14 protein-coding genes are annotated in these 18,325 nt (G+C 45.7%); 6 read left to right on the top strand and 8 right to left on the bottom strand.

Going from position 1 to position 18,325, the window contains the following annotated elements; translation table 11 throughout:
- Positions 1-198: 198 nt before the first annotated feature.
- From ACHZCY_RS00070 to ACHZCY_RS00050, 5 genes are all read right to left on the bottom strand, one after another.
- A complete protein-coding gene (locus tag ACHZCY_RS00070) occupies positions 199-1,854 on the bottom strand; it encodes a L,D-transpeptidase family protein (protein ID WP_319547408.1) in 1,656 nt (551 codons plus the stop codon).
- A gap of 65 nt (positions 1,855-1,919) precedes the next feature.
- Complete coding sequence (locus ACHZCY_RS00065; protein ID WP_319547407.1) at positions 1,920-3,137, bottom strand: L-serine ammonia-lyase, iron-sulfur-dependent, subunit alpha; 1,218 nt, start codon at positions 3,135-3,137, stop codon at positions 1,920-1,922.
- 178 nt (positions 3,138-3,315) lie between these two features.
- Complete coding sequence (locus ACHZCY_RS00060) at positions 3,316-4,080, bottom strand: succinate dehydrogenase/fumarate reductase iron-sulfur subunit (protein ID WP_205220507.1); 765 nt, start codon at positions 4,078-4,080, stop codon at positions 3,316-3,318.
- Positions 4,081-4,154: 74 nt separating this feature from the next.
- Positions 4,155-6,083: a fumarate reductase/succinate dehydrogenase flavoprotein subunit gene (locus ACHZCY_RS00055; protein WP_319547406.1), complete on the bottom strand. Its 1,929-nt coding sequence runs from the start codon at positions 6,081-6,083 to the stop codon at positions 4,155-4,157.
- Positions 6,084-6,223: 140 nt separating this feature from the next.
- Positions 6,224-6,886: a succinate dehydrogenase cytochrome b subunit gene (locus ACHZCY_RS00050; protein WP_205220505.1), complete on the bottom strand. Its 663-nt coding sequence runs from the start codon at positions 6,884-6,886 to the stop codon at positions 6,224-6,226.
- An 819-nt stretch (positions 6,887-7,705) separates the two neighbouring features.
- Here ACHZCY_RS00050 and ACHZCY_RS00045 point away from each other — a divergent pair.
- From ACHZCY_RS00045 to ACHZCY_RS00030, 4 genes are read left to right on the top strand one after another with little or no spacing between them, the layout of a single operon-like run.
- Complete coding sequence (locus tag ACHZCY_RS00045) at positions 7,706-9,310, top strand: hypothetical protein (protein ID WP_319547405.1); 1,605 nt, start codon at positions 7,706-7,708, stop codon at positions 9,308-9,310.
- Positions 9,311-9,335: 25 nt separating this feature from the next.
- On the top strand, positions 9,336-10,562 hold the full coding sequence (trpB, locus tag ACHZCY_RS00040) for a tryptophan synthase subunit beta (RefSeq protein WP_319547404.1): 1,227 nt from the start codon (positions 9,336-9,338) through the stop codon (positions 10,560-10,562).
- A gap of 58 nt (positions 10,563-10,620) precedes the next feature.
- Positions 10,621-11,397, top strand: coding sequence for a tryptophan synthase subunit alpha (trpA, locus tag ACHZCY_RS00035; protein ID WP_319547403.1), 777 nt, complete (start codon positions 10,621-10,623; stop codon positions 11,395-11,397).
- Positions 11,339-13,246 carry a M3 family oligoendopeptidase gene (locus ACHZCY_RS00030; protein ID WP_319547402.1) on the top strand — a complete coding sequence of 636 codons (1,908 nt, stop codon included), beginning with the start codon at positions 11,339-11,341 and terminating at the stop codon, positions 13,244-13,246. Before trpA ends, ACHZCY_RS00030 begins: the two co-directional genes overlap by 59 nt.
- Before the next feature lie 31 nt (positions 13,247-13,277).
- On the opposite strand, the gene ACHZCY_RS00025 is transcribed toward ACHZCY_RS00030, so the two are convergent.
- The 3 genes from ACHZCY_RS00025 to rsmI form a co-directional block, all read right to left on the bottom strand.
- Positions 13,278-13,934, bottom strand: a complete 657-nt coding sequence (locus tag ACHZCY_RS00025; protein ID WP_319547401.1) for a DMT family transporter — start codon at positions 13,932-13,934, stop codon at positions 13,278-13,280.
- A 279-nt stretch (positions 13,935-14,213) separates the two neighbouring features.
- Complete coding sequence (locus tag ACHZCY_RS00020; RefSeq protein ID WP_205220499.1) at positions 14,214-15,032, bottom strand: inositol monophosphatase family protein; 819 nt, start codon at positions 15,030-15,032, stop codon at positions 14,214-14,216.
- Positions 15,033-15,167: 135 nt separating this feature from the next.
- Positions 15,168-16,046, bottom strand: a complete 879-nt coding sequence (gene rsmI, locus ACHZCY_RS00015; RefSeq protein ID WP_205220498.1) for a 16S rRNA (cytidine(1402)-2'-O)-methyltransferase — start codon at positions 16,044-16,046, stop codon at positions 15,168-15,170.
- A 171-nt stretch (positions 16,047-16,217) separates the two neighbouring features.
- Between rsmI and ACHZCY_RS00010 the strand changes: the two genes are divergently transcribed.
- Positions 16,218-17,735 (top strand): PAS domain-containing protein, encoded by a 1,518-nt coding sequence (locus ACHZCY_RS00010; RefSeq protein ID WP_319547400.1) that lies wholly within the window; start codon positions 16,218-16,220, stop codon positions 17,733-17,735.
- Between the two features lie 28 nt (positions 17,736-17,763).
- A partial coding sequence (locus ACHZCY_RS00005) for an ATP-binding protein (protein ID WP_319547399.1) occupies positions 17,764-18,325 on the top strand: 562 nt, incomplete at its 3' end.

Raw genomic sequence — 18,325 nt, 5'->3', positions numbered from 1 at the left:
CCAACCGTTGGGAGGAACATCTCTTGTTGGCCGGCCACAGGGGCGTATACAGGTCTCTTCTGTGGCCAATCCTGATCGCTGGCCAATCTTTCTGTGTTGCCGCCATTTCAAAGCTACGCCAATATCTTGGCAATGGGTTCCTTTCCTTTTTTATGTGAAGTTCTTTGAGGTCAGCACAAACACTGTGGATAATCAGACTCAATAAGGAGGATAAAGGCAAATTCGCTCATTAGCTTCGGTGAAAAAACTACTCAGCAGTTCGCTGTCTCTACCATAAATATCTGGGTAAAAATGAACAGCGTGTGTTTGTGGATCAACATAAACGGTTCGGTAAAGAATGTGCACCGGCACCGGGTTATCGAGGACGACAACCTTTCTTTTGCCTGTTCCTAGCTGTTGCTGGATATTTTCAACGTTCCATTGTTGTCGATTTCCTTGGAGTAGGTAAAGTGCTAGCTTTTCCGGATCACTAACACGTATGCATCCATGACTGAATGCTCTTTGATGGCGGTTAAAGAGATTTTGAGTAGGGGTATCGTGCAAATAAATATTATATTTATTGGGGAAAATAAACTTGAGCCTGCCCAACGCATTACCTGGACCAGGTTCTTGGCGCAGTCTATAGTTTCGAATTTTGTTGCCGAGGTTTACCCAATCAAGTGTATCAGGATCAATGGCAGGGCTGGAGGCATCCCATCCCTTAAATATTTTTATATTATGTTCAGTAAGGTAGTCGGGATTTTCGATTTGACTGGGAACCATTTCTTCGGCAGCTATGCTTAAAGGAATATTCCAGTAGGGATTAAAAACAATATAGCGCATCAAGTCACTGAATACAGGCGTTTTGTTGTACACCTTGCCAACAATAACCGGCATATGCAGAGGAGGGTTATTGTCGTTAAAGGCAGTAAGCTGGAAACTGGCAATGTTGACAAAAATATGCATGCCCTGCAACTTATGGGGCAACCAACGCCACCGTTCAAGGTTGATGAGTATACGTTTGATGAGGGAATTTGGAGAGATGTTTAATGCTGCCAGCGTTTTATCGCCTACCACCCCATCTGCGGCCAGGTTGAAACGTTTTTGGAAGGAGACAATACCTGCGGCCGTTTCCTCAGTATATTGCATTGTGGGAATGATAGTGTCAGGTAAGTCACCGCCGGCCTGCAGTCGTTTAATAATGCTGGGTACCCTGGAGTCTTTCATCCCAGGTCTAAGAACTGGACCATACGCAATGGGTGACCAGGTAGAGGCACTGGCTATGTTTCGGTAACGCGAGAGGGCTTCTTTTAAAAGTCTGTATTCGTTGTGGGCTGGAAGCAGGTTTTTCATGAATCCTGCAAGATCAGATGCTGCTACAGCCTGTTGGAGAAGTTGGTGAATATTCACCTTTTTACCGAGGGCCGCAGCAAAAAGTTGTGGATTAAGCATACAGGGGTTGATTCTTCCCCCTTGAATATCAGAGGTATACCTGGCAAGGCCCTTGGTGAGCAAGATGTCTAGCTGTGCTAATGCCTGCGGACTGGTCCTGTACCACAGTGAATGGATGGAGGGCAGCAAATAGTCTTCCGGGTGAAGTCCTTCAGTCCAGCTGTCAGCAAGGATTTTTATAATGGTAGCTGCTTTATTTCTTTGGCCGTTTCTCTGAATCCAGAGAGGTAAAAAATTATTTTCCTGGTAGAGTTGGTGAACAATGTCATCGAGGGATGGATTGGCCGGCGTGTTTGCCGGAAAGTACCCTTTCAATTCAGTTGGAGAGATATCCTGGTCTATTGCCTGAGACGTTCCGGCAAAAGCAGTCGGGGCGGAAAAACAAAGAAAACAGACAAGAACAAGAACACGGCCCGGTATCATTTTGGAAAAAAAATTACAAGATTTCACAGATAAAAAAGATAAAGAAAAGTGATAGAGGAATAAAGTTATTTTTCTTTTAATATTCGTATGGTCTCTAGCTCAAATTTGGCAATAAGTGGATTGTATTTTTGCAGATTATCGAGCGTTTCCAAAAAAGACTGGCCTAAAAACCCGTCCCTTGAAGATACTATAAATCCTGCTTCGGCATGCTTTATAGAGGCGAGCGCTACTGATACTGCAGTGCTGCCGCGCATGGAGCAACTTCCTTTGGCGCCGTCGCAGAAACCGCCGCTTATGGAAGACACAAAATTATTATATGCCCCTTCAAAAAGCTGTAGTTCATCGCGCAGATAAAGAATGCCGCCTATTATCCCAGCTCCTGCAGCATATTGAGCTCCACAGACAGAAGAAACCTCACCAAAGCGTGAAGTAATCAAGGTGGTTAACAATATCGATACAAGGACCGCCTTTATTTCAGTTTCTTCTCCTCGATTATGTTGTCTGGAGTAAGTCACTACGGGAATAAAGGATGTAAGTCCTTTGTTGCCGGAACCTGCACAGCTCATAACCGGAATAGGGTCACCATTCATGCGGGCAAATATAGCCCCCATCACAAGGTGTTCCCCGTCATTTCCTTGAGAGGGGATATATTGCTGACCATGTAGGGCGGCAGCCATATTGTAGGCAATTCCTTGGCGAACAGTCTGTCGTAGTTCGGCATCCCCATAGGCTGTGTCAACTAATTCGGGCCATCTTTCTGGGTTGTAGAACGATTTATCAAAAGTAATAGGTAAGGGCGAACTGCTTTGTGATAGATGACTTTCTGCTGCAAGCTCAACACCATTTCTACTGAGATGACTGATACGGGTATGCCCTCCTTGGAGGATAGTATGCACCTTGTTGTTACTGCTGTGCACAACAAGGTCAATCAGTAGCCCCTCTGTATCAATCAGCTCTACCTCTATCAAGTCTTGGGCGTAAAGTTGGTCTGCCTGGTTCAATAATTGAGGATTGAGAAGTGTGAAGAGCGATAACCTTTGTTCGGGCGCTGCTGTCACAAAACCGAGGAGCAGAGCCCATTCGGATCCTTTACGGGATCCAGCGTGAGGGATTCCTGCTGCAAACGCATTTTTATAGGTTCTTTGGTCGATTTTGAACACAAATCGGGTTGGCTGTTCTTCGAGATGTTTGCCGGCAAAACTTGCGCAATAAGCAATAGCCGCAGGTTCAGTACACCCGGAGGTGACTTCAAGTGATTTTTTCAATGTAGCTAGTAATTGCATTCGCAAACGTTTGGCCTAAGGGAGAAAAGAACCATAATAATATGTATTATTAAATACCATAACAAGGGGACAACCGAATGACAAGGTTGATAAAGGGAAGGGCGGCAACTAAAAAAGGCCTGCTAGCCACTAGGGCAAGCAGGCCTTTTAGGCAGCTGTATGAAATAATTAATAGCTGTTATTCGTCACGAAAAAAGGAACCCTTCAGGTATTCTCTGTTCATGCGTGCGATATGTCTGATAGATATACCTTTAGGGCATACGTTTTCACAGACACGTTCGTTACCACAGTTACCAAATCCATTTTCGTCCATGCAGCTAACCATATTAACGGCTCTTGTCTTGGCTTCATGTTGTCCTTGAGGCAACAGCGCTAACTGGGAAATTTTTGCACCAATAAACAGCATCGGTGCAGCATTCGGACAAGCGGCTGCACAGGCACCGCAACCGATACAGGCAGCGGCATCCATGGCTTGTTCAGCAATGTGCTGAGGAATAAGGATACTGTTGGCATCCTGAGGAGAGCCGGAATTAACGGAAACAAATCCACCAGCCTGGATAATGCGGTCAAGTGCTGACCGGTCAACAATAAGGTCTTTGACAACCGGAAAACCAGTAGCTCTGAAAGGTTCGATGATAATGGTATCACCGTCTTTAAAGCTTCGCATGTGCAACTGACATAAAGTGGTTTCTTTTTCAGGTCCATGCGCTGTTCCGTTGACCACAGCACCGCACATACCGCAAATACCTTCGCGGCAGTCATGGTCGAAAGCTATTGGCTCGATTCCTTTGTTAGCCAGAGCTTCGTTCATTACGTCGAGCATCTCAAGAAACGAACTGCCAGTGCTGATATCCTTGAGAGCGTGATCTTCGAAGGACCCTTTTGCATGGGGTCCATTCTGTCGCCATATTTTTACTATGATATTAATCGTTTTCGATGACATGAGATATCTTCTGCGTTTTGATTTATGCTTCAGTGGTACACCCACAATTCCAATACGATTGTATATGATCTTCGTTACTTATAGCTTCGTTGTGAAGGCGTAACGTTTTCAAATGTGAGTGGTTCCTTATGCATGACGGGTTTGTTGCCTTCGCCCTTATGTTCCCATACGGAAACATGAGAGAAGTTCTCGTCATCACGCTTGGCCTCATTTTCTTCTGTCTGGCTTTCTTCTCGGAAGTGACCACCACATGATTCTTCGCGCTCAAGGGCGTCACGTACCATCAATTCACCAAATTCGAGGAAGTCAGCAACGCGACCAGCTCTTTCAAGTGATTGATTCAACTCATTGCGGTTGCCTGGTACGGTAACGTTTTCCCAAAATTCTTCGCGAATTTCAGGAATAACTTTCAGGGCGTGTTCAAGGCCTTCCTTGTTTCTACCCATACCGCAATCATCCCACATAATCTGACCAAGCTTTTTGTGGTAATAGTCAACAGTCTGCAGACCGCTTTTGCCGGAACCTGTGTTCTTGAGAAGTTTGTTTGTAAACTCCCTAGCATTAGTTTCTGCTTCGTCAAACGCTTCGTGGTTCGTGGTGGTTGGTTCAGGAGCAACGTTTGCCAGGTAATTACCAATGGTGTAAGGCAATACAAAGTAACCGTCAGCAAGGCCCTGCATGAGAGCAGAAGCTCCAAGCCGGTTCGCACCGTGATCAGAGAAGTTCGCTTCACCAGCGGCGTACAGACCGGGAACAGTGGTCATCAACTCATAATCAACCCAGAGGCCACCCATGGTGTAGTGAACCGCAGGGTAAATCATCATTGGTTCTTTGGTTGGGTTGGAAGCAGTAATTTTTTCGTACATATGGAAAAGGTTTCCATATTTTCTCAAAATGACATCTAAACCATCCCGTTCGATAGCTTCAGCAAAATCAAGGTACACACCAAGTTTTGTCTCGCCGACACCAAGACCGTCATCGCAAGCCTGCTTCGCATTACGGGATGCAACGTCACGAGGAACGAGGTTACCGAAACTTGGGTATTTACGCTCAAGGTAGTAGTCACGTTCCGACTCAGGAATGTCAGCGGCCTTTCTGGTTTCATTTGGATTTTTTGGTACCCAAACGCGACCGTCGTTTCGCAGACTCTCACTCATCAACGTCAGTTTAGACTGGAAGTCTCCATGAACAGGGATACATGTGGGATGGATCTGCACCATACATGGGTTGGCAAATCCAGCGCCTCTTTTATGAGCGCGCCAAGCTGCAGTCACGTTAGATGCCATGGCATTTGTAGAGAGGAAGTATACGTTTCCGTAACCACCAGTTGCCAGTACAACCGCATGTGCTGAATGACGTTCAATTTCACCGGTAATCAGGTTACGGGTGATGATACCCTTGGCTTCGCCATCAACGACTACCAAATCAACCATCTCTTGGCGGGTATAGAGGGTAACTTTACCTGCTGCTACCTGACGCATCATTGCAGAATACGCGCCGATAAGAAGTTGCTGCCCCGTCTGGCCGCGTGCATAAAAAGTACGAGAAACCTGAGCACCACCAAATGAGCGGTTGGCCAGCGTTCCGCCGTATTCACGAGCAAAAGGGATTCCCTGGGCAACGCCCTGGTCTATGATGTTGTTGGATACCTGTGCCAGGCGGTAAACATTTGCCTCACGAGCACGGAAGTCACCACCTTTGATGGTGTCATAGAAGAGACGGAAGATGGAGTCACCATCACCCTGATAATTCTTGGCAGCATTAATGCCACCCTGGGCAGCGATGGAGTGGGCTCTCCTGGCGCTGTCTTGGATACAAAATGATTTAACGTTATACCCTAGTTCTCCTAGGGTCGCTGCTGCTGCTCCTCCGGCAAGTCCTGTTCCCACAACAATGACTTCGTATTTCCTTTTGTTAGCCGGATTGACGAGTTTATTGGAAAAACGGGCTTTATCCCATTTTTCTGCCAACGGTCCTTCAGGTATTTTCGAATCAAGCTGCATAATATTTTCTTCTGGCTATGGGTGGAAAGTGAAGTAGCGACTTTTTAAAGGTCGACTCTCTATTCATTAATCGCGGCAGTAGATCCGTACCTTACTCTCTGCTGCAATTTGTTTTCAGTTACGTTGCGCCGTCTAATGCTCTAGCCGAGCAGTTGGTTTTGAGAAACAACGAGCAGCAAAGTGATCAAAACAAAGACGGTGATCATAATAGCTGCAACTGCCCAGGTAACAACACGAATGGGAGCGTTGTACTGGGGATCATTGATGCCGAATGTTTGCAAGAGTGACCAGAATCCGTGGCTGATGTGCAGTGCCAAAACGGACATGCCTATGATATAGATAAGGGTGAAACCAGGATTGTTAAGGACCTTGGTTACAATGTCTGAAATAGTTAACACTTCCGTCTTTTCAACAAAGTGAAAATTTGCCAGGTGAATCAGGATGAAAACAAAAATGGTCGCGCCGGTGTAGATCATGGTCTGGGATCCCCAAGTCCTACCACCTGGATTGGTCTGTACTTCATACTTCTGCGGACCCCTTGCCTTACGGTTTTGGAGCCAGAGAAGTACACCTGTGATAACATGGATAAAGAAAATCGAGTAGAGTCCGATTTCAAAAATTGGAACAAAAATCCCTAACGAATGCAGATGATGTGCATACGCATTGAAAGCTTCTCTTCCCCAGAAGATAGTGCTGTTACCAATGGTATGTACAAGCAAGAAACCTCCTAACAGAAAACCTGTTAGGGCCATGATGTACTTTTTGCCTAAAGATGACCGACAAGTTTGAATGAACCACGACATAATTGTTGACCTTGAGTTTTGGTTAACGAAAAACAAAAACGTACTGCGTTTCAACCGGTTTTGGCAACGTGACCATATTCAGTAACAAACAAGATTTATTGACTGAACGATCATTCATTAACAGGGGGTAGATTCCCTGTCAAGTAAAAAAAAGTTGCTAATAATCTGCAGGATTTATTCATTATTCAGAGTATTGAGAGTGCGTTTTTTTGTGTGCCAATTGTGCCAATTGTGAAGACGGGTTATTTGGGGGTTGCGCTCCAAATCGACTTGATTTAATTCATGTAGTATGGATCGAAAAATCTTTTGTCGTGAACGATTACGTTGTAATGATTGCACAATTAGCACACATTGATTTTTGCCTGATGAATTTTCGGGATTAATGTCCTCGATCTTTTTGAAACTGTGTTTATCTTTTGGGCATGCTGTTTAGAACAAGATGATGGTTTATGCTGTTTCGTTATTCTGTCTGTCTCTTTGTTAAAAAGATGTAACTTCAGCAGCACCCAACTCTCGACGATCTTCCCGCTCAACATACCGATGCATCGAAGTCGAGGCTTATCTGCTATTCGGTCAGCGTGTCAACATTTAGAGCACTGCTGAACCGTTATACTTCGCTGTAGATTGACTGTTTTTTGATATTCGCTGAATGGGTACAAAAAGATTTGTTTTGCTCTTGTTTATTGTGTGGATAGATATATGATGGCCATACCCTGTTCTTTCATGTAGAATCATTGTTGTTGTCATTTTGTGCGCTGTAATTTAATCAACTACTCCTTCATTAGTCTCCTCATTTTATCAACAGATAATCGAAATATCATGATACGTACCTCAGTCGTCCCCGGTGGGTCATTCCGTGTCGGCGTATACCAGCCTGAATACGAAGTGGTTAATCTTCGACAAAATGATCATATTTTGAACTTAGGAAAGTTCAAAGATGGTACTGTGCTTGTTAATGAGGCTAATTTTGTAACAGGTGATGTGCAGGTTAAGAGCACGAAAACTATTTATGAAATTAGAAATCCATTCCCGTTTCGTGGCTGTACCTATATCGATTCCAGTTGGGCTGCTAACCGCTCGAAGAATTTACAATCCATTAGGCTTTCCCCGTCTCCTCGTGGATCGTTTGTAAAAACACTGGGTAAGCATTTGTCAGGGGAAACAATCGACAGTATTTTTCAAGACTTACCTCGATCACTCCAGCTGAGTGTCGCGCAGACTTCTGATGACCCGGAAGAATTGATTTTACTTGCCAAAATGTGCTGCAAAATCGTTTTCGATGTAAATGGTCAACCTCAAGGCCTCGAATATACGACTAATGTTAACAAACCAGTTGCCAGTATTGGTGATTTTGAATTATTTGAGACAGTTGCCAATAACCCCTATTTACCTGATGCATACAAAGAAGTGATGGTGCTGCGTCCAGGAGTGCAAGGAAAGAGTGAAATCGTCGGCGACTATGTCTGTGAAGATGGAGAGATTTTTGAGTATCTACGCGGGAATTCATATATTCCTTGGGGGCATTTTGCCGCTAACTTTGCCCATAATTCAATCCGATATCGTATTCATGATTTATCTTTGCAAGATATGAGGGGGGTGCGACATCTGTACTATCAGAGAACTTTTGTCGTCTTGGCTGGAAAATTAGGATTAGCGAGCCCTGTAAAAGGGAGGCAGTATTCTGTCACTGAGTTGGAAGATCTCCGTTTAGCAATCGTTGCGGCAGTCGCGAAAACAGTTCCTGAAAAAATTGCAACGCTGTGGGGATGGAATTTTGGGTATGATTTTTCCGGTTCCGGGTATCGCCTGCATGCTTCCCATCAAATGATCCATCAGCAGTATGCCATGGTTCCCGAATCTGTTCAAACAGTCAATGGGGAAGAGTATACAGCCTTTTCCTGTGGTGACATGGTGGCAGATACAGTTGAACAATACCATGACGCTTATGGCACAGACTTTTTTGAAGATTATCTTACAGCTATACGCACTAATTCCAGGGTAGATCAGGGCGTTGGTGAACGCTCACTGGTTGTTTGGGAGGATGAGAATGTGTTACTCTTTGTCCCTAAAGCGCAAGTATCGCAATGGGAATTGCAATTGATGGTTACTGCAAATGGCAACCAGGAGCCAATCGGCAATATTATTGAGGCTGGGAATGCCGTCCGGGCTTCACTTGATAAAGGTTTGCTCATTGCCCAGCAGACATTAGCCGCGCTGGGGGCGGAACTTGTCACCACTATTGAATTTTCCAAGCGACTTGGTGAAAGAAACGGACAGCGTTTACTCTATTCGTTGCTTCCTAAGCTACCGTGGTCAATGGGGGCTTTTAGCGAAGCGCAGTCGAGATATATCTGTGGTCATTATCCTGAAGATTTTGCCAGTGCCTGTCGTATGGCCTTTGTTGATTTTTCCAGGAAGTTGTAAAAAAAAATAAATGGAATCTATTGTAATGAAAAAAGGATATTTTGGGCAATGGGGTGGGGCGTTTATCCCCGAGGTACTCTACGCAACTTTTGCACAACTCAATACCGAATATGAAAAAGCGCGTGCAGATGCTGCATTCTGGCAAGAATATGTTGAGTTGATGGGCAATTATTCCTGCCGCCCAACGCCATTAACCTACGCAGAAAACCTGAGTAATCATTTTGGTGGCGCAAGGATCTACATTAAAAGAGAAGATCTTAATCACACCGGCGCCCATAAGGCAAATAATGTTATGGGACAAGGGTTGCTGGTCAAACGTATGGGGAAAAAACGGGTTATTGCTGAAACCGGAGCCGGCCAACACGGGGTTGCGACCGCAACTATGGCTGCTCGTTTTGGTTTTGATTGCACTGTTTATATGGGAGAGGAGGACGTTGCCCGTCAGCGCCCCAATGTCTTCTGGATGGAAAAACTCGGGGCAACTGTCGTACCGGTTACTTCAGGATCACGGACGTTGAAGGATGCGATGAATGAAGCCTTTCGTGATTGGGTAAGTTCCATGGATGATACCCATTATGTGATCGGAACAGTGTGTGGTCCACATCCTTTTCCCGAGATGGTGGCTTGGTTTCAATCCATCATAGGGATTGAGGCACACAAGCAGATCCTGCAGCAATTCGGTCGTTTGCCTAGCCGTGTGTATGCCTGTGTAGGTGGCGGGTCAAATGCCATGGGTATTTTTCAAGGTTTTCTGGATACACCTGAAGTTGAGTTAGTAGGTGTTGAAGCGGGCGGAGAAGGGATTGATACCGATAGGCATGCATCCCGTATGACGGGCGACCGTGCAAGTGCCGGCGTTGCACAGGGGTATAAGACCATGTTTCTCCAAAACCCAGAGGGGCAGATGCTTGATACGCATTCTATTGCAGCGGGTTTGGACTATGTCGGAGTGTCGCCCATCCTGGCTGATCTTGGTGAGCAAGGCCGAGTTCGGTTTGAGGCGGCAACTGACAAAGAAGTAGTCGATGCACTTGCACTGTCCATGCGCAAGGAAGGACTCATCCCGGCCCTTGAATCATCGCATGGTTTTGTCCAGGCGTTTAAAGAAGCACCTATCATGGCCGGCGATGAGGCAATCATTATCAATATGTCAGGTCGTGGAGATAAAGACATCTTTACCGTTGCTCATGCCTTTGATGACCCGTCCTGGAAGAAGTTTATTGTTGATAGGGGGAATGAATACAGTAAGTAAGTACGATCCTTGAGTGTAGAGCAACAATCAATGAACACAGTACATGGTAAGAAAAAGCATGGAATTGCAAACAGAGTTACAACAGCGGCTGAAAAAGAAGAATATATTGCTGATGACCCACCTGGTATTAGGCTATCCATCTTTGGATACCAATAAAGAGGTGATAGAACAGATGGCCCTCAATGGGGTTGACTGTATAGAATTACAGATTCCATTTTCCGAACCTATCGCAGATGGCCCTGTTATTTTAAAAGCCAATCAACAGAGCCTGGAGGCCGGGATTACGGTTGAACAATGTTTTGCCTTTGCAGCAGAAATGGCTGCCAAATATCCGGATGTCTGTTTTTTGTTTATGACCTATTACAATATAGTCTTCAAGTATGGCGAGGCAGCGTTTCTTCGCCGAACCAGAGATGTCGGATTGGTTGGTACGATTATACCTGATCTGCCTCCCGAAGAAGGGGAGCAGTATTTTGCTTTGAGTAAAGAATTAGAGCTGGCCCCGATCACCTTTTTTACCCCGACCTCAACTGCGGAAAGAATGACAGAGGTCGCACAGCATGGAGAAGGGTTTGTTTACTGCGTGGCCAGGAGAGGCGTAACCGGCAAGCAGACAGCGATTGACGAATCTCTAGATTCGTATCTTGAGCAATGTCGTCAAGCCACGGGGCTGCCTTTGGCAGTCGGTTTTGGTATCAGCAACAGGGATGATATTGCGATGTTGACCGGGAATGCCGACATGGCGGTTATCGGCACGGCCACTATCAGGCTTGTAGATGAACAGGGTGCAGCAGCGGTGGGGCCTTTTATTGCTGAACTGGCCGGAGCCGCCTGAGCTGGGGGTACCAAGCGTTGCTATGAACGGCAATGATCCTAGAGGCAAGAGAACTGGGGAAGGAGATATACTGACGATGGGACAGGTTAACGCTGAAACACTTGGAACGAAAGATATTGTTTGGAAACTTGGTGATCTCTATTCAGGCACCGATGATCCTGCTGCAGCCATAGATATAGAACAGTGTAGGGAAAAAGCTGAAGGTCTCTCCCAACAATACTCGCAAAAAGTGGCAGAGCTTAATGACGACCAGATGTTGCTATTGGTTACTCAATTGGAAGCGGTTGACACCTTGGTTGCTAAACTTGCCACATTTGCCTATTTGTATTTTTCTACCCAAACCGGGAGCGGCGAGGCTTCTGCATTCCTGCAACGAGTCGAAGAACTGGCTGCTGAAGTAGGGCGGTTAACTGTTTTTTTCCGTCTGGAAATTAATGATCTTACAGAGGGGGAAGCAAATCGGTTACTTGCTGCTCCAGCACTAACACCGTATAAGCATTATCTTCAATCACTGCGACGTTTTGCTCCACATCAACTTTCCGGCAAGGAAGAAGAGTTGTTGCAGGATTTTGCTCCGGTTGGTCGCAATGCATGGAATGTGCTTTTTGATAAACTTATGGGCCAGCTACGGTTTGGAGAATCCGGTCGGACAGAAGAGGAAGTGCTCAGTGACCTGTACCACAGTGAGCGACAGGTGCGAAAGCAAGCCGCACAGGAAATGACAGATGCACTGGGGAGCAATATGCATTTGCTCTCCCATATCTTCAATACCTTGGCATCGGAAAAGATGATTTCCGACAGGGTGCGTCGCTATGATTCGTGGAGCAGCGCTATCAATCTCAGCAACGAATTGGAAGCACAGACTGTCGATACCTTAATCAATGCAGTAACAGGGCGTTACGACTTGGTGCACCGCTATTATCAGTACAAAAAAGAATTGCTTGGGTATGACGAGTTGTTTGATTATGATCGATATGCTCCGGTGCTCAGCGACACTGAAGATCCAATTCCATGGGAGCATTGCCGGCAGATTGTGGTCGATGCTTTTAGTGGTTTTTCGCCACGGATGGGCGACATTGCCGATCGTTTTTTTACCAATCAGTGGATTCATGCGCCGATCATAGAGGGCAAAAGAGGCGGTGCTTATGCCCATCCGTGTGTGCCTGAAGTCCATCCCTATGTGATGGTTAATTACGCAGGGACCATGCGTGATGTGTCAACGGTAGCCCATGAACTCGGCCATGGGGTGCACCAGTTCTTAGCTGCAGAAAAAGGATTCTATAATAGTGATACCCCGTTAGTTCTTGCTGAAACAGCTTCTGTTTTTGCCGAATTTATCGTTTTTAACGCTCAGCTGAATTTACTCAAGGATAAAAATCAGCGGCGAGGCTTTCTCTGCCAGAAAATAGAATCTATATTTGCCACTGTCTTTAGGCAGGTGGCGATGAATAGGTTCGAACATCACATGCATATTAAACGGAGAGAAAAAGGGGAGCTGGCAGAAGAAGAATTTAATAGTATCTGGTTAGATACGCAGCAGGCTATGTTCGGCGACTCCGTTACCCTGACTACAAATTATGCCTCCTGGTGGTCTTATATACCTCATTTTTTAAGTACGCCGGGATACGTGTATTCCTATGCATTTGGTGAGCTGCTTGTGTTGGCGCTTTATTCTCTCTACCAGCAGGAAGGAAGTGCATTTGTCGACAAATATCAAACACTGCTGAAAGCAGGTGGCAGTAAATCGCCTTACGAATTGCTGGAGCCATTTGAAATTGATTTGAATGCGGCATCCTTCTGGGAGGGCGGACTTGATACCATAGAATCGCTCTTGAACAGATTGGACTAATTTTATTCGGTAGGGAAAAGGGGGAGTTATTTCATTGTTTCCTGCTGGTCGACTGCCGTTTTACCCCTCTTTGAATAATAAACATTGCCGGTAGAATCAGCAGCACGCCCAAAAGGGTGGAAAGCGGAGGAATACCTTTTCCCAAGAGCCATTCGATAAGGACTATGAGTGGCGGATAGAGAAAAGAATAGGCTATGACTCTGGTAGGCCCAAGATACAGTGTAGCCCATTGGGAAACGAAAAAGGTAATGATTGTGGTGAAAATTGCCAAGTAGATAATGCCCACCCAAATTTTTGGCTGAATATCCATCCAGGCTACTGTCGGGAGCTTGTACCCACTGAGCACCAGTAGCCAGCCACATCCTGTCACCAGTATCCAAAAGGTCATTATTGCCATCGGCTCGCCACGATGGAGGCGTTTGACCAACGGGGTATACAGTGCCATGAGCAGGCAGCCGAAGAAAAAGATCAAATCCCCCTGATTAAGCTCAAGGGAGAGCATCCTTTGCAGGTTGCCCTCAAAAATAACCCAAAGCGCTCCTAAAGTGGCCGGCAGGAGTGATGCCAACCGATACATCCCCAGTTTTTCTTTGATCAGCACTGCGCTATAAACACTTGATATTCCCGGAACCAGGGTGAAGATAACGCCTGTGTTGAGTGCCGTGGTAAATCGTAATGCAAGGAACATTGACCAAAAAAAAGCCGACCAGAACCCCGCTGATAAGACTGTACCGAAAGAGAGCTGCTGCAGAGGGAGATGTCAGCTTATATTGCCAGTGGATATAAGGTATGAAAAAGCAGGCAGCGCATATAAACCTGAGCAGAATGATGATGCCTGGGTCAAGTGCAGGGGCAATTGCTTTACCCACGGTAAATGAGGTGGCGACCAGAGTAGTACTGAAGAGAATGCACCCGTGTACCAGCCAGAGTGCAGGGATGGCTCCTGTGTTTTGTTGTAACTTTTTCATCATCTAAGCAGGGGCAGCAGCTTGAGATGTAAGCTACCGTTGGTGGCTACTATTTCCTTGGACAAAACAGAGTACGGCTTGTTTCCATAATTGCTGACTTTACCGCCGGCTTCTTCTACGAGCAACCAGCCTGCAGCCGTGTCCCATGGCTGAAGTGCTCGTTCATAAAAGCCGTCCAGGCGACCACAGGCAACATAAGCTAAGTCCAGTGCCGCTGCGCCTGCACGCCGGATATCTCTTACCTGGGGCAGAACAGTTTTCAGTTGCGCAATGAGTTCCTGCAAATGTTGGGGGACATCATAGGGAAAACCTGTGCCAATGAGTGCCTCAATAAGATGATCTGTTGTCGTAACTTTTATGGGATCTCCGTTAAGCCATGCTCCTTTCCCTGCGCAGGCATAAAATAATTCATCCATACAGGGCGAATATATGGCGCACACCTGAGGCTTGCCTTGAGCAAGTAAGGCTATGGAAACACAAAAATAGGGAAAGCCATGGGCGAAATTGGTAGTTCCATCAAGAGGGTCTACAATCCATAATTGTCCGTCCATGTTGTCAGTATGCCCCTTTGCAGATTCTTCAGCGAGCAGAGCAATACCAGGGGTGTCTTTTGCCAGTACAGTGGTAATGGTATCTTGAGCGGCAAGATCTGCCTCGGTAACAAGATCTGTTTTCCCCTTCATTGTAATAGTGTGCGGTTGTTTATATAGCGAAGTAAGTAAAGCTCCGCCTGCCAAGGCGGCTTTGCATGCGACGGTAACAAGGGGGCCCTGTCGCGAATCTCTGCAGTCAGCGGCAGCAGTTGTTATTCTATTCATTGAGTAATGATAATGTAATCACAGGTTAAAGGAAAATGTAGACGGGCAAGAGTAGACGTTGTTTATGCACAAAATCCCTCAAGATCATGATGAACATGCATAGATTTGGTAGGGAAAGAATCTACGGACGGCTTGTCAGCTGTCGGAGGAGTCGTTCCAGAGAGCTAAAACCTCTTTGTAAACAGCTGAACGGGGAAGGTCAAGATCACCTGATATATGGCGAACAGTGTCTTTGAGGGTTGCGTTTTGTTCGTCCCTGTACCACGTTACGAGCTCATGCAAATTATCAGGTTTTTCTTGATGTGGCGCAGCAGCCCCTTGAACTATAAGTACCAACTCGCCTTTGACGCCTTTTGCTACAGATTCAACGAGTTGATTTAAGGTCCCTTCGCGACATTCTTCATGAATCTTTGTGAGCTCCCTTATTAGCTGGGCATCCCGATTGCCGAGAACCGTGAGGAGGTCCCTCAGGATTGTCTGGATCTTGTGTGGTGATGCATAAAAGACCAATGGATAGGGAAGGGGACGGAGGCTTTTGAGAATTTGTCTTCGTTCACTGCTTTTGGCGGGCAGAAAACCAGCAAAGAAAAAACCGGTTTCGGTGATTCCGGATATGGATAAGGCTGCTGCAAGGGCCGAAGGGCCGGCTACAGCAGATACAGGAATTCCGGCATTCCTTGCCTTCTTAACAAGTATTGCCCCGGGGTCTGAAAGACCTGGGGTTCCGGCATCTGAAACAAGTGCAATGTTTTTACCATTAAGCAGTTGATTGACAAGCTGGTCGGATTTTTGTTGCTCCTTTTCACGGTAATAACTTGTTAGGGGGGTCGCTATCCCAAAAGCTGAACAGAGCTTTTTCGTATGTCTCGTGTCTTCACAGGCAATAACATCCACAGAGTGGAGAATTTCACAAGCCCGTTTACTCATCTCGCCGAGATTGCCGATAGGGGTGGCAACAACATAAAGTTGTCCGGAGGGTGCCTTGTTTGTGGGAAGATGCTGGGCCTGTTTCATGGCGGATAGGTTTTTTTTTGTGAATTATGGGGAAGATAGCTGAAAAGATAGACTCTGGATCTGTAAATAAAAAGGATGTAGCTGATAAGGAAAAAAGGTATCCTGAAAGTATCTGGTTAAAATAGCAAAATGTTGAGTTAACTGCTGTAGAAATATTGCCACAGAGGCGGCATGGCGAACAATTATTTCCAAATATTTTTTCAAAGCGGACAGATTGCGAGGTGGTTGATAGATTTTGAAGCCTTGCATTTAGAGTGTGAAAACCTACGCCGTTTGGAACTCTCAGATCTTGATGCTTATCTTTCAGCGGAACGGCAGCTCCAGGAAAAAGGTGTTGCCCTGTTACAGAGTCTTGCCGTGAATACCAGTATGCTTGCTCTTTTTGCAGTGAAAAGTGAAACAGATTTCAAATTGAGAATGCCATCACTCTTTTCTACCGACAAAACAGATATTCTTCGCAAAGTAACCTCTCTTTTGCTGCATGAGAAAAAAAATGCCTGTTTTGAGGCTCAACTTTCCCAACAAGATAAAGGTCGTCTGTATTTTACTGTGTATATGGATGTTCTCCCTGAGGAGGGGAAACATGTAGCCATGTTAAGTTTTGTAGATATCACAGAAGAGAGGTATCTTATTTCCCAGTTGCAGGAGTCGATGGAAAAGTATCGGATGCTTATCACTGCTGCAAATGATGCGATTATCCTGATAGATTGTGCCATGAACAAGATCCTTGAGGTCAACCCGCAAGCAGTAATACTTTTTAGTCGACAACCGGAGTCTATGGTTGGCAGTGACCATGCATTGCTGTATCCGAAGGAGGAAAGAGCGACCTATAGGCGGTACTATCAACAGCAATTACAGAGCGAAGATAATGCTGCAAGTCTTGATACTGCTATTTCAGGGGGAGATGGTGAATTGGTACCAGTGCAAATTCATCTTGCCAGTGCAGAAATTGGAGAGAGAAGGGTGGCATTGGTTACCTTCCATGATTTGCGAAATAGATTGAAGCTGGAGGAACGTAGACGTTTATTGGCAACAGCCGTGGAACAGGCGGCAGAATCTATTATGATTACTGATTTGTCAGGTACAATCGAATATGTGAATCCAGCTTTTGAAGAGGTCAGTGGATATGATATTACAGAGGTAGTTGGGCGGTCTCCGAAAATGTTGCGTAGCAGTGAGACCTCGCGGATGGAGACAAATTTGATGTGGCAGGAGATTTCGAAGGGGCAGGTTTGGAGGGGAACTTTTACCAATAGAAGGAAAGACGGCAGTCTGTATAAAGAAGAGGCGACGATTACACCTGTGAAGGATGGGCAGGGAGCGATCAGGCATTATGTAGCAGTAAAAAGAGATATTACTCGGCAACTAACGCTGGAAAACCAAGTGCGCCAGTCGCAAAAGATGCAGGCGATCGGCACCCTTGCCGGTGGGGTAGCCCATGATTTTAATAATATCCTCACTGCTATTTTGGGCTATGCGGAATTGAGCCAGGCCCTCAGTCAAGAAAACACGGTGCTGCATGATAATTTAGGGGAGGTCATACGTGGAGCTGAAAGGGCAGGGAAACTCATTAATCAGATCCTGCAGTTTAGTCGCCAGAGTGAAAAAAGTGTTTCTACATTGCAGATAGATTTAATCGTAAACGAAGTATTAAAACTTTTTACGCGCCAGTCTTCCGGCCAATATTGAAATAATTGCAAACTTAGCGAAGGGCGCAATGGTTAAGGCGGACCCGACCCAAATGCACCAAGTTGTTTTGAATCTGTGTACAAATGCTTTTCAGGTACTGGAAGAAACAGGTGGCGAGATAAAGGTCGGATTAGAAGAAGTTGTGTTGACCCCACGACAAGGGTTGGAGATAGGCAATCTCAGTCCCGGGGCATACGTATGTATAACTGTGGAAGATAATGGCAAGGGAATTCCAAAGGAGTATATATCTCGTATATTTGAGCCATATTTTACGACTAAGCCCCAAAATGAAGGGACCGGGCTGGGATTATCGGTTGTGCATGGAATAGTAAATGATCACCGAGGTGCCGTAAAAGTTGAGTCAACAGTAGGGAAGGGGACTAAATTTTCTTTGTACATTCCAGCTGCTGATCCAGAAGAAGATGACTGGAAAGTGGATGGTAAATTATCAGTCTTTAAAGGCGGTAGAATCCTCATAGTGGACGATGAACCTCAAATTGTAAGCCTTCAGTCTCAAGTCCTCGAACATCTTGGTTATGAGGTTGTTTCCAGCACGGTAAGTAAAGAGGCTTTGCAGATATTTCAACAGG

Origin of the sequence: Desulfogranum marinum (assembly GCF_963675105.2) — a bacterium.
Lineage (GTDB): Bacteria > Desulfobacterota > Desulfobulbia > Desulfobulbales > Desulfobulbaceae > Desulfogranum > Desulfogranum marinum.
The sequence above is the reverse complement of the archived record's forward strand: the minus strand, read 5'-3'. Positions and strand labels throughout refer to the sequence as shown.

Bases quoted from the DNA above. Each gene is read 5' to 3' on its own strand.
- ACHZCY_RS00070 (WP_319547408.1), bottom strand. From the start codon at position 1,854: ATGATACCGGGCCGTGTTCTTGTTCTTGTCTGTTTTCTTTGTTTTTCC.
- ACHZCY_RS00065 (WP_319547407.1), bottom strand. From the start codon at position 3,137: ATGCAATTACTAGCTACATTGAAAAAATCACTTGAAGTCACCTCCGGG.
- ACHZCY_RS00060 (WP_205220507.1), bottom strand. From the start codon at position 4,080: ATGTCATCGAAAACGATTAATATCATAGTAAAAATATGGCGACAGAAT.
- ACHZCY_RS00055 (WP_319547406.1), bottom strand. From the start codon at position 6,083: ATGCAGCTTGATTCGAAAATACCTGAAGGACCGTTGGCAGAAAAATGG.
- ACHZCY_RS00050 (WP_205220505.1), bottom strand. From the start codon at position 6,886: ATGTCGTGGTTCATTCAAACTTGTCGGTCATCTTTAGGCAAAAAGTAC.
- ACHZCY_RS00045 (WP_319547405.1), top strand. From the start codon at position 7,706: ATGATACGTACCTCAGTCGTCCCCGGTGGGTCATTCCGTGTCGGCGTA.
- trpB (WP_319547404.1), top strand. From the start codon at position 9,336: ATGAAAAAAGGATATTTTGGGCAATGGGGTGGGGCGTTTATCCCCGAG.
- trpA (WP_319547403.1), top strand. From the start codon at position 10,621: ATGGAATTGCAAACAGAGTTACAACAGCGGCTGAAAAAGAAGAATATA.
- ACHZCY_RS00030 (WP_319547402.1), top strand. From the start codon at position 11,339: ATGAACAGGGTGCAGCAGCGGTGGGGCCTTTTATTGCTGAACTGGCCG.
- ACHZCY_RS00025 (WP_319547401.1), bottom strand. From the start codon at position 13,934: ATGTTCCTTGCATTACGATTTACCACGGCACTCAACACAGGCGTTATC.
- ACHZCY_RS00020 (WP_205220499.1), bottom strand. From the start codon at position 15,032: ATGAATAGAATAACAACTGCTGCCGCTGACTGCAGAGATTCGCGACAG.
- rsmI (WP_205220498.1), bottom strand. From the start codon at position 16,046: ATGAAACAGGCCCAGCATCTTCCCACAAACAAGGCACCCTCCGGACAA.
- ACHZCY_RS00010 (WP_319547400.1), top strand. From the start codon at position 16,218: ATGGCGAACAATTATTTCCAAATATTTTTTCAAAGCGGACAGATTGCG.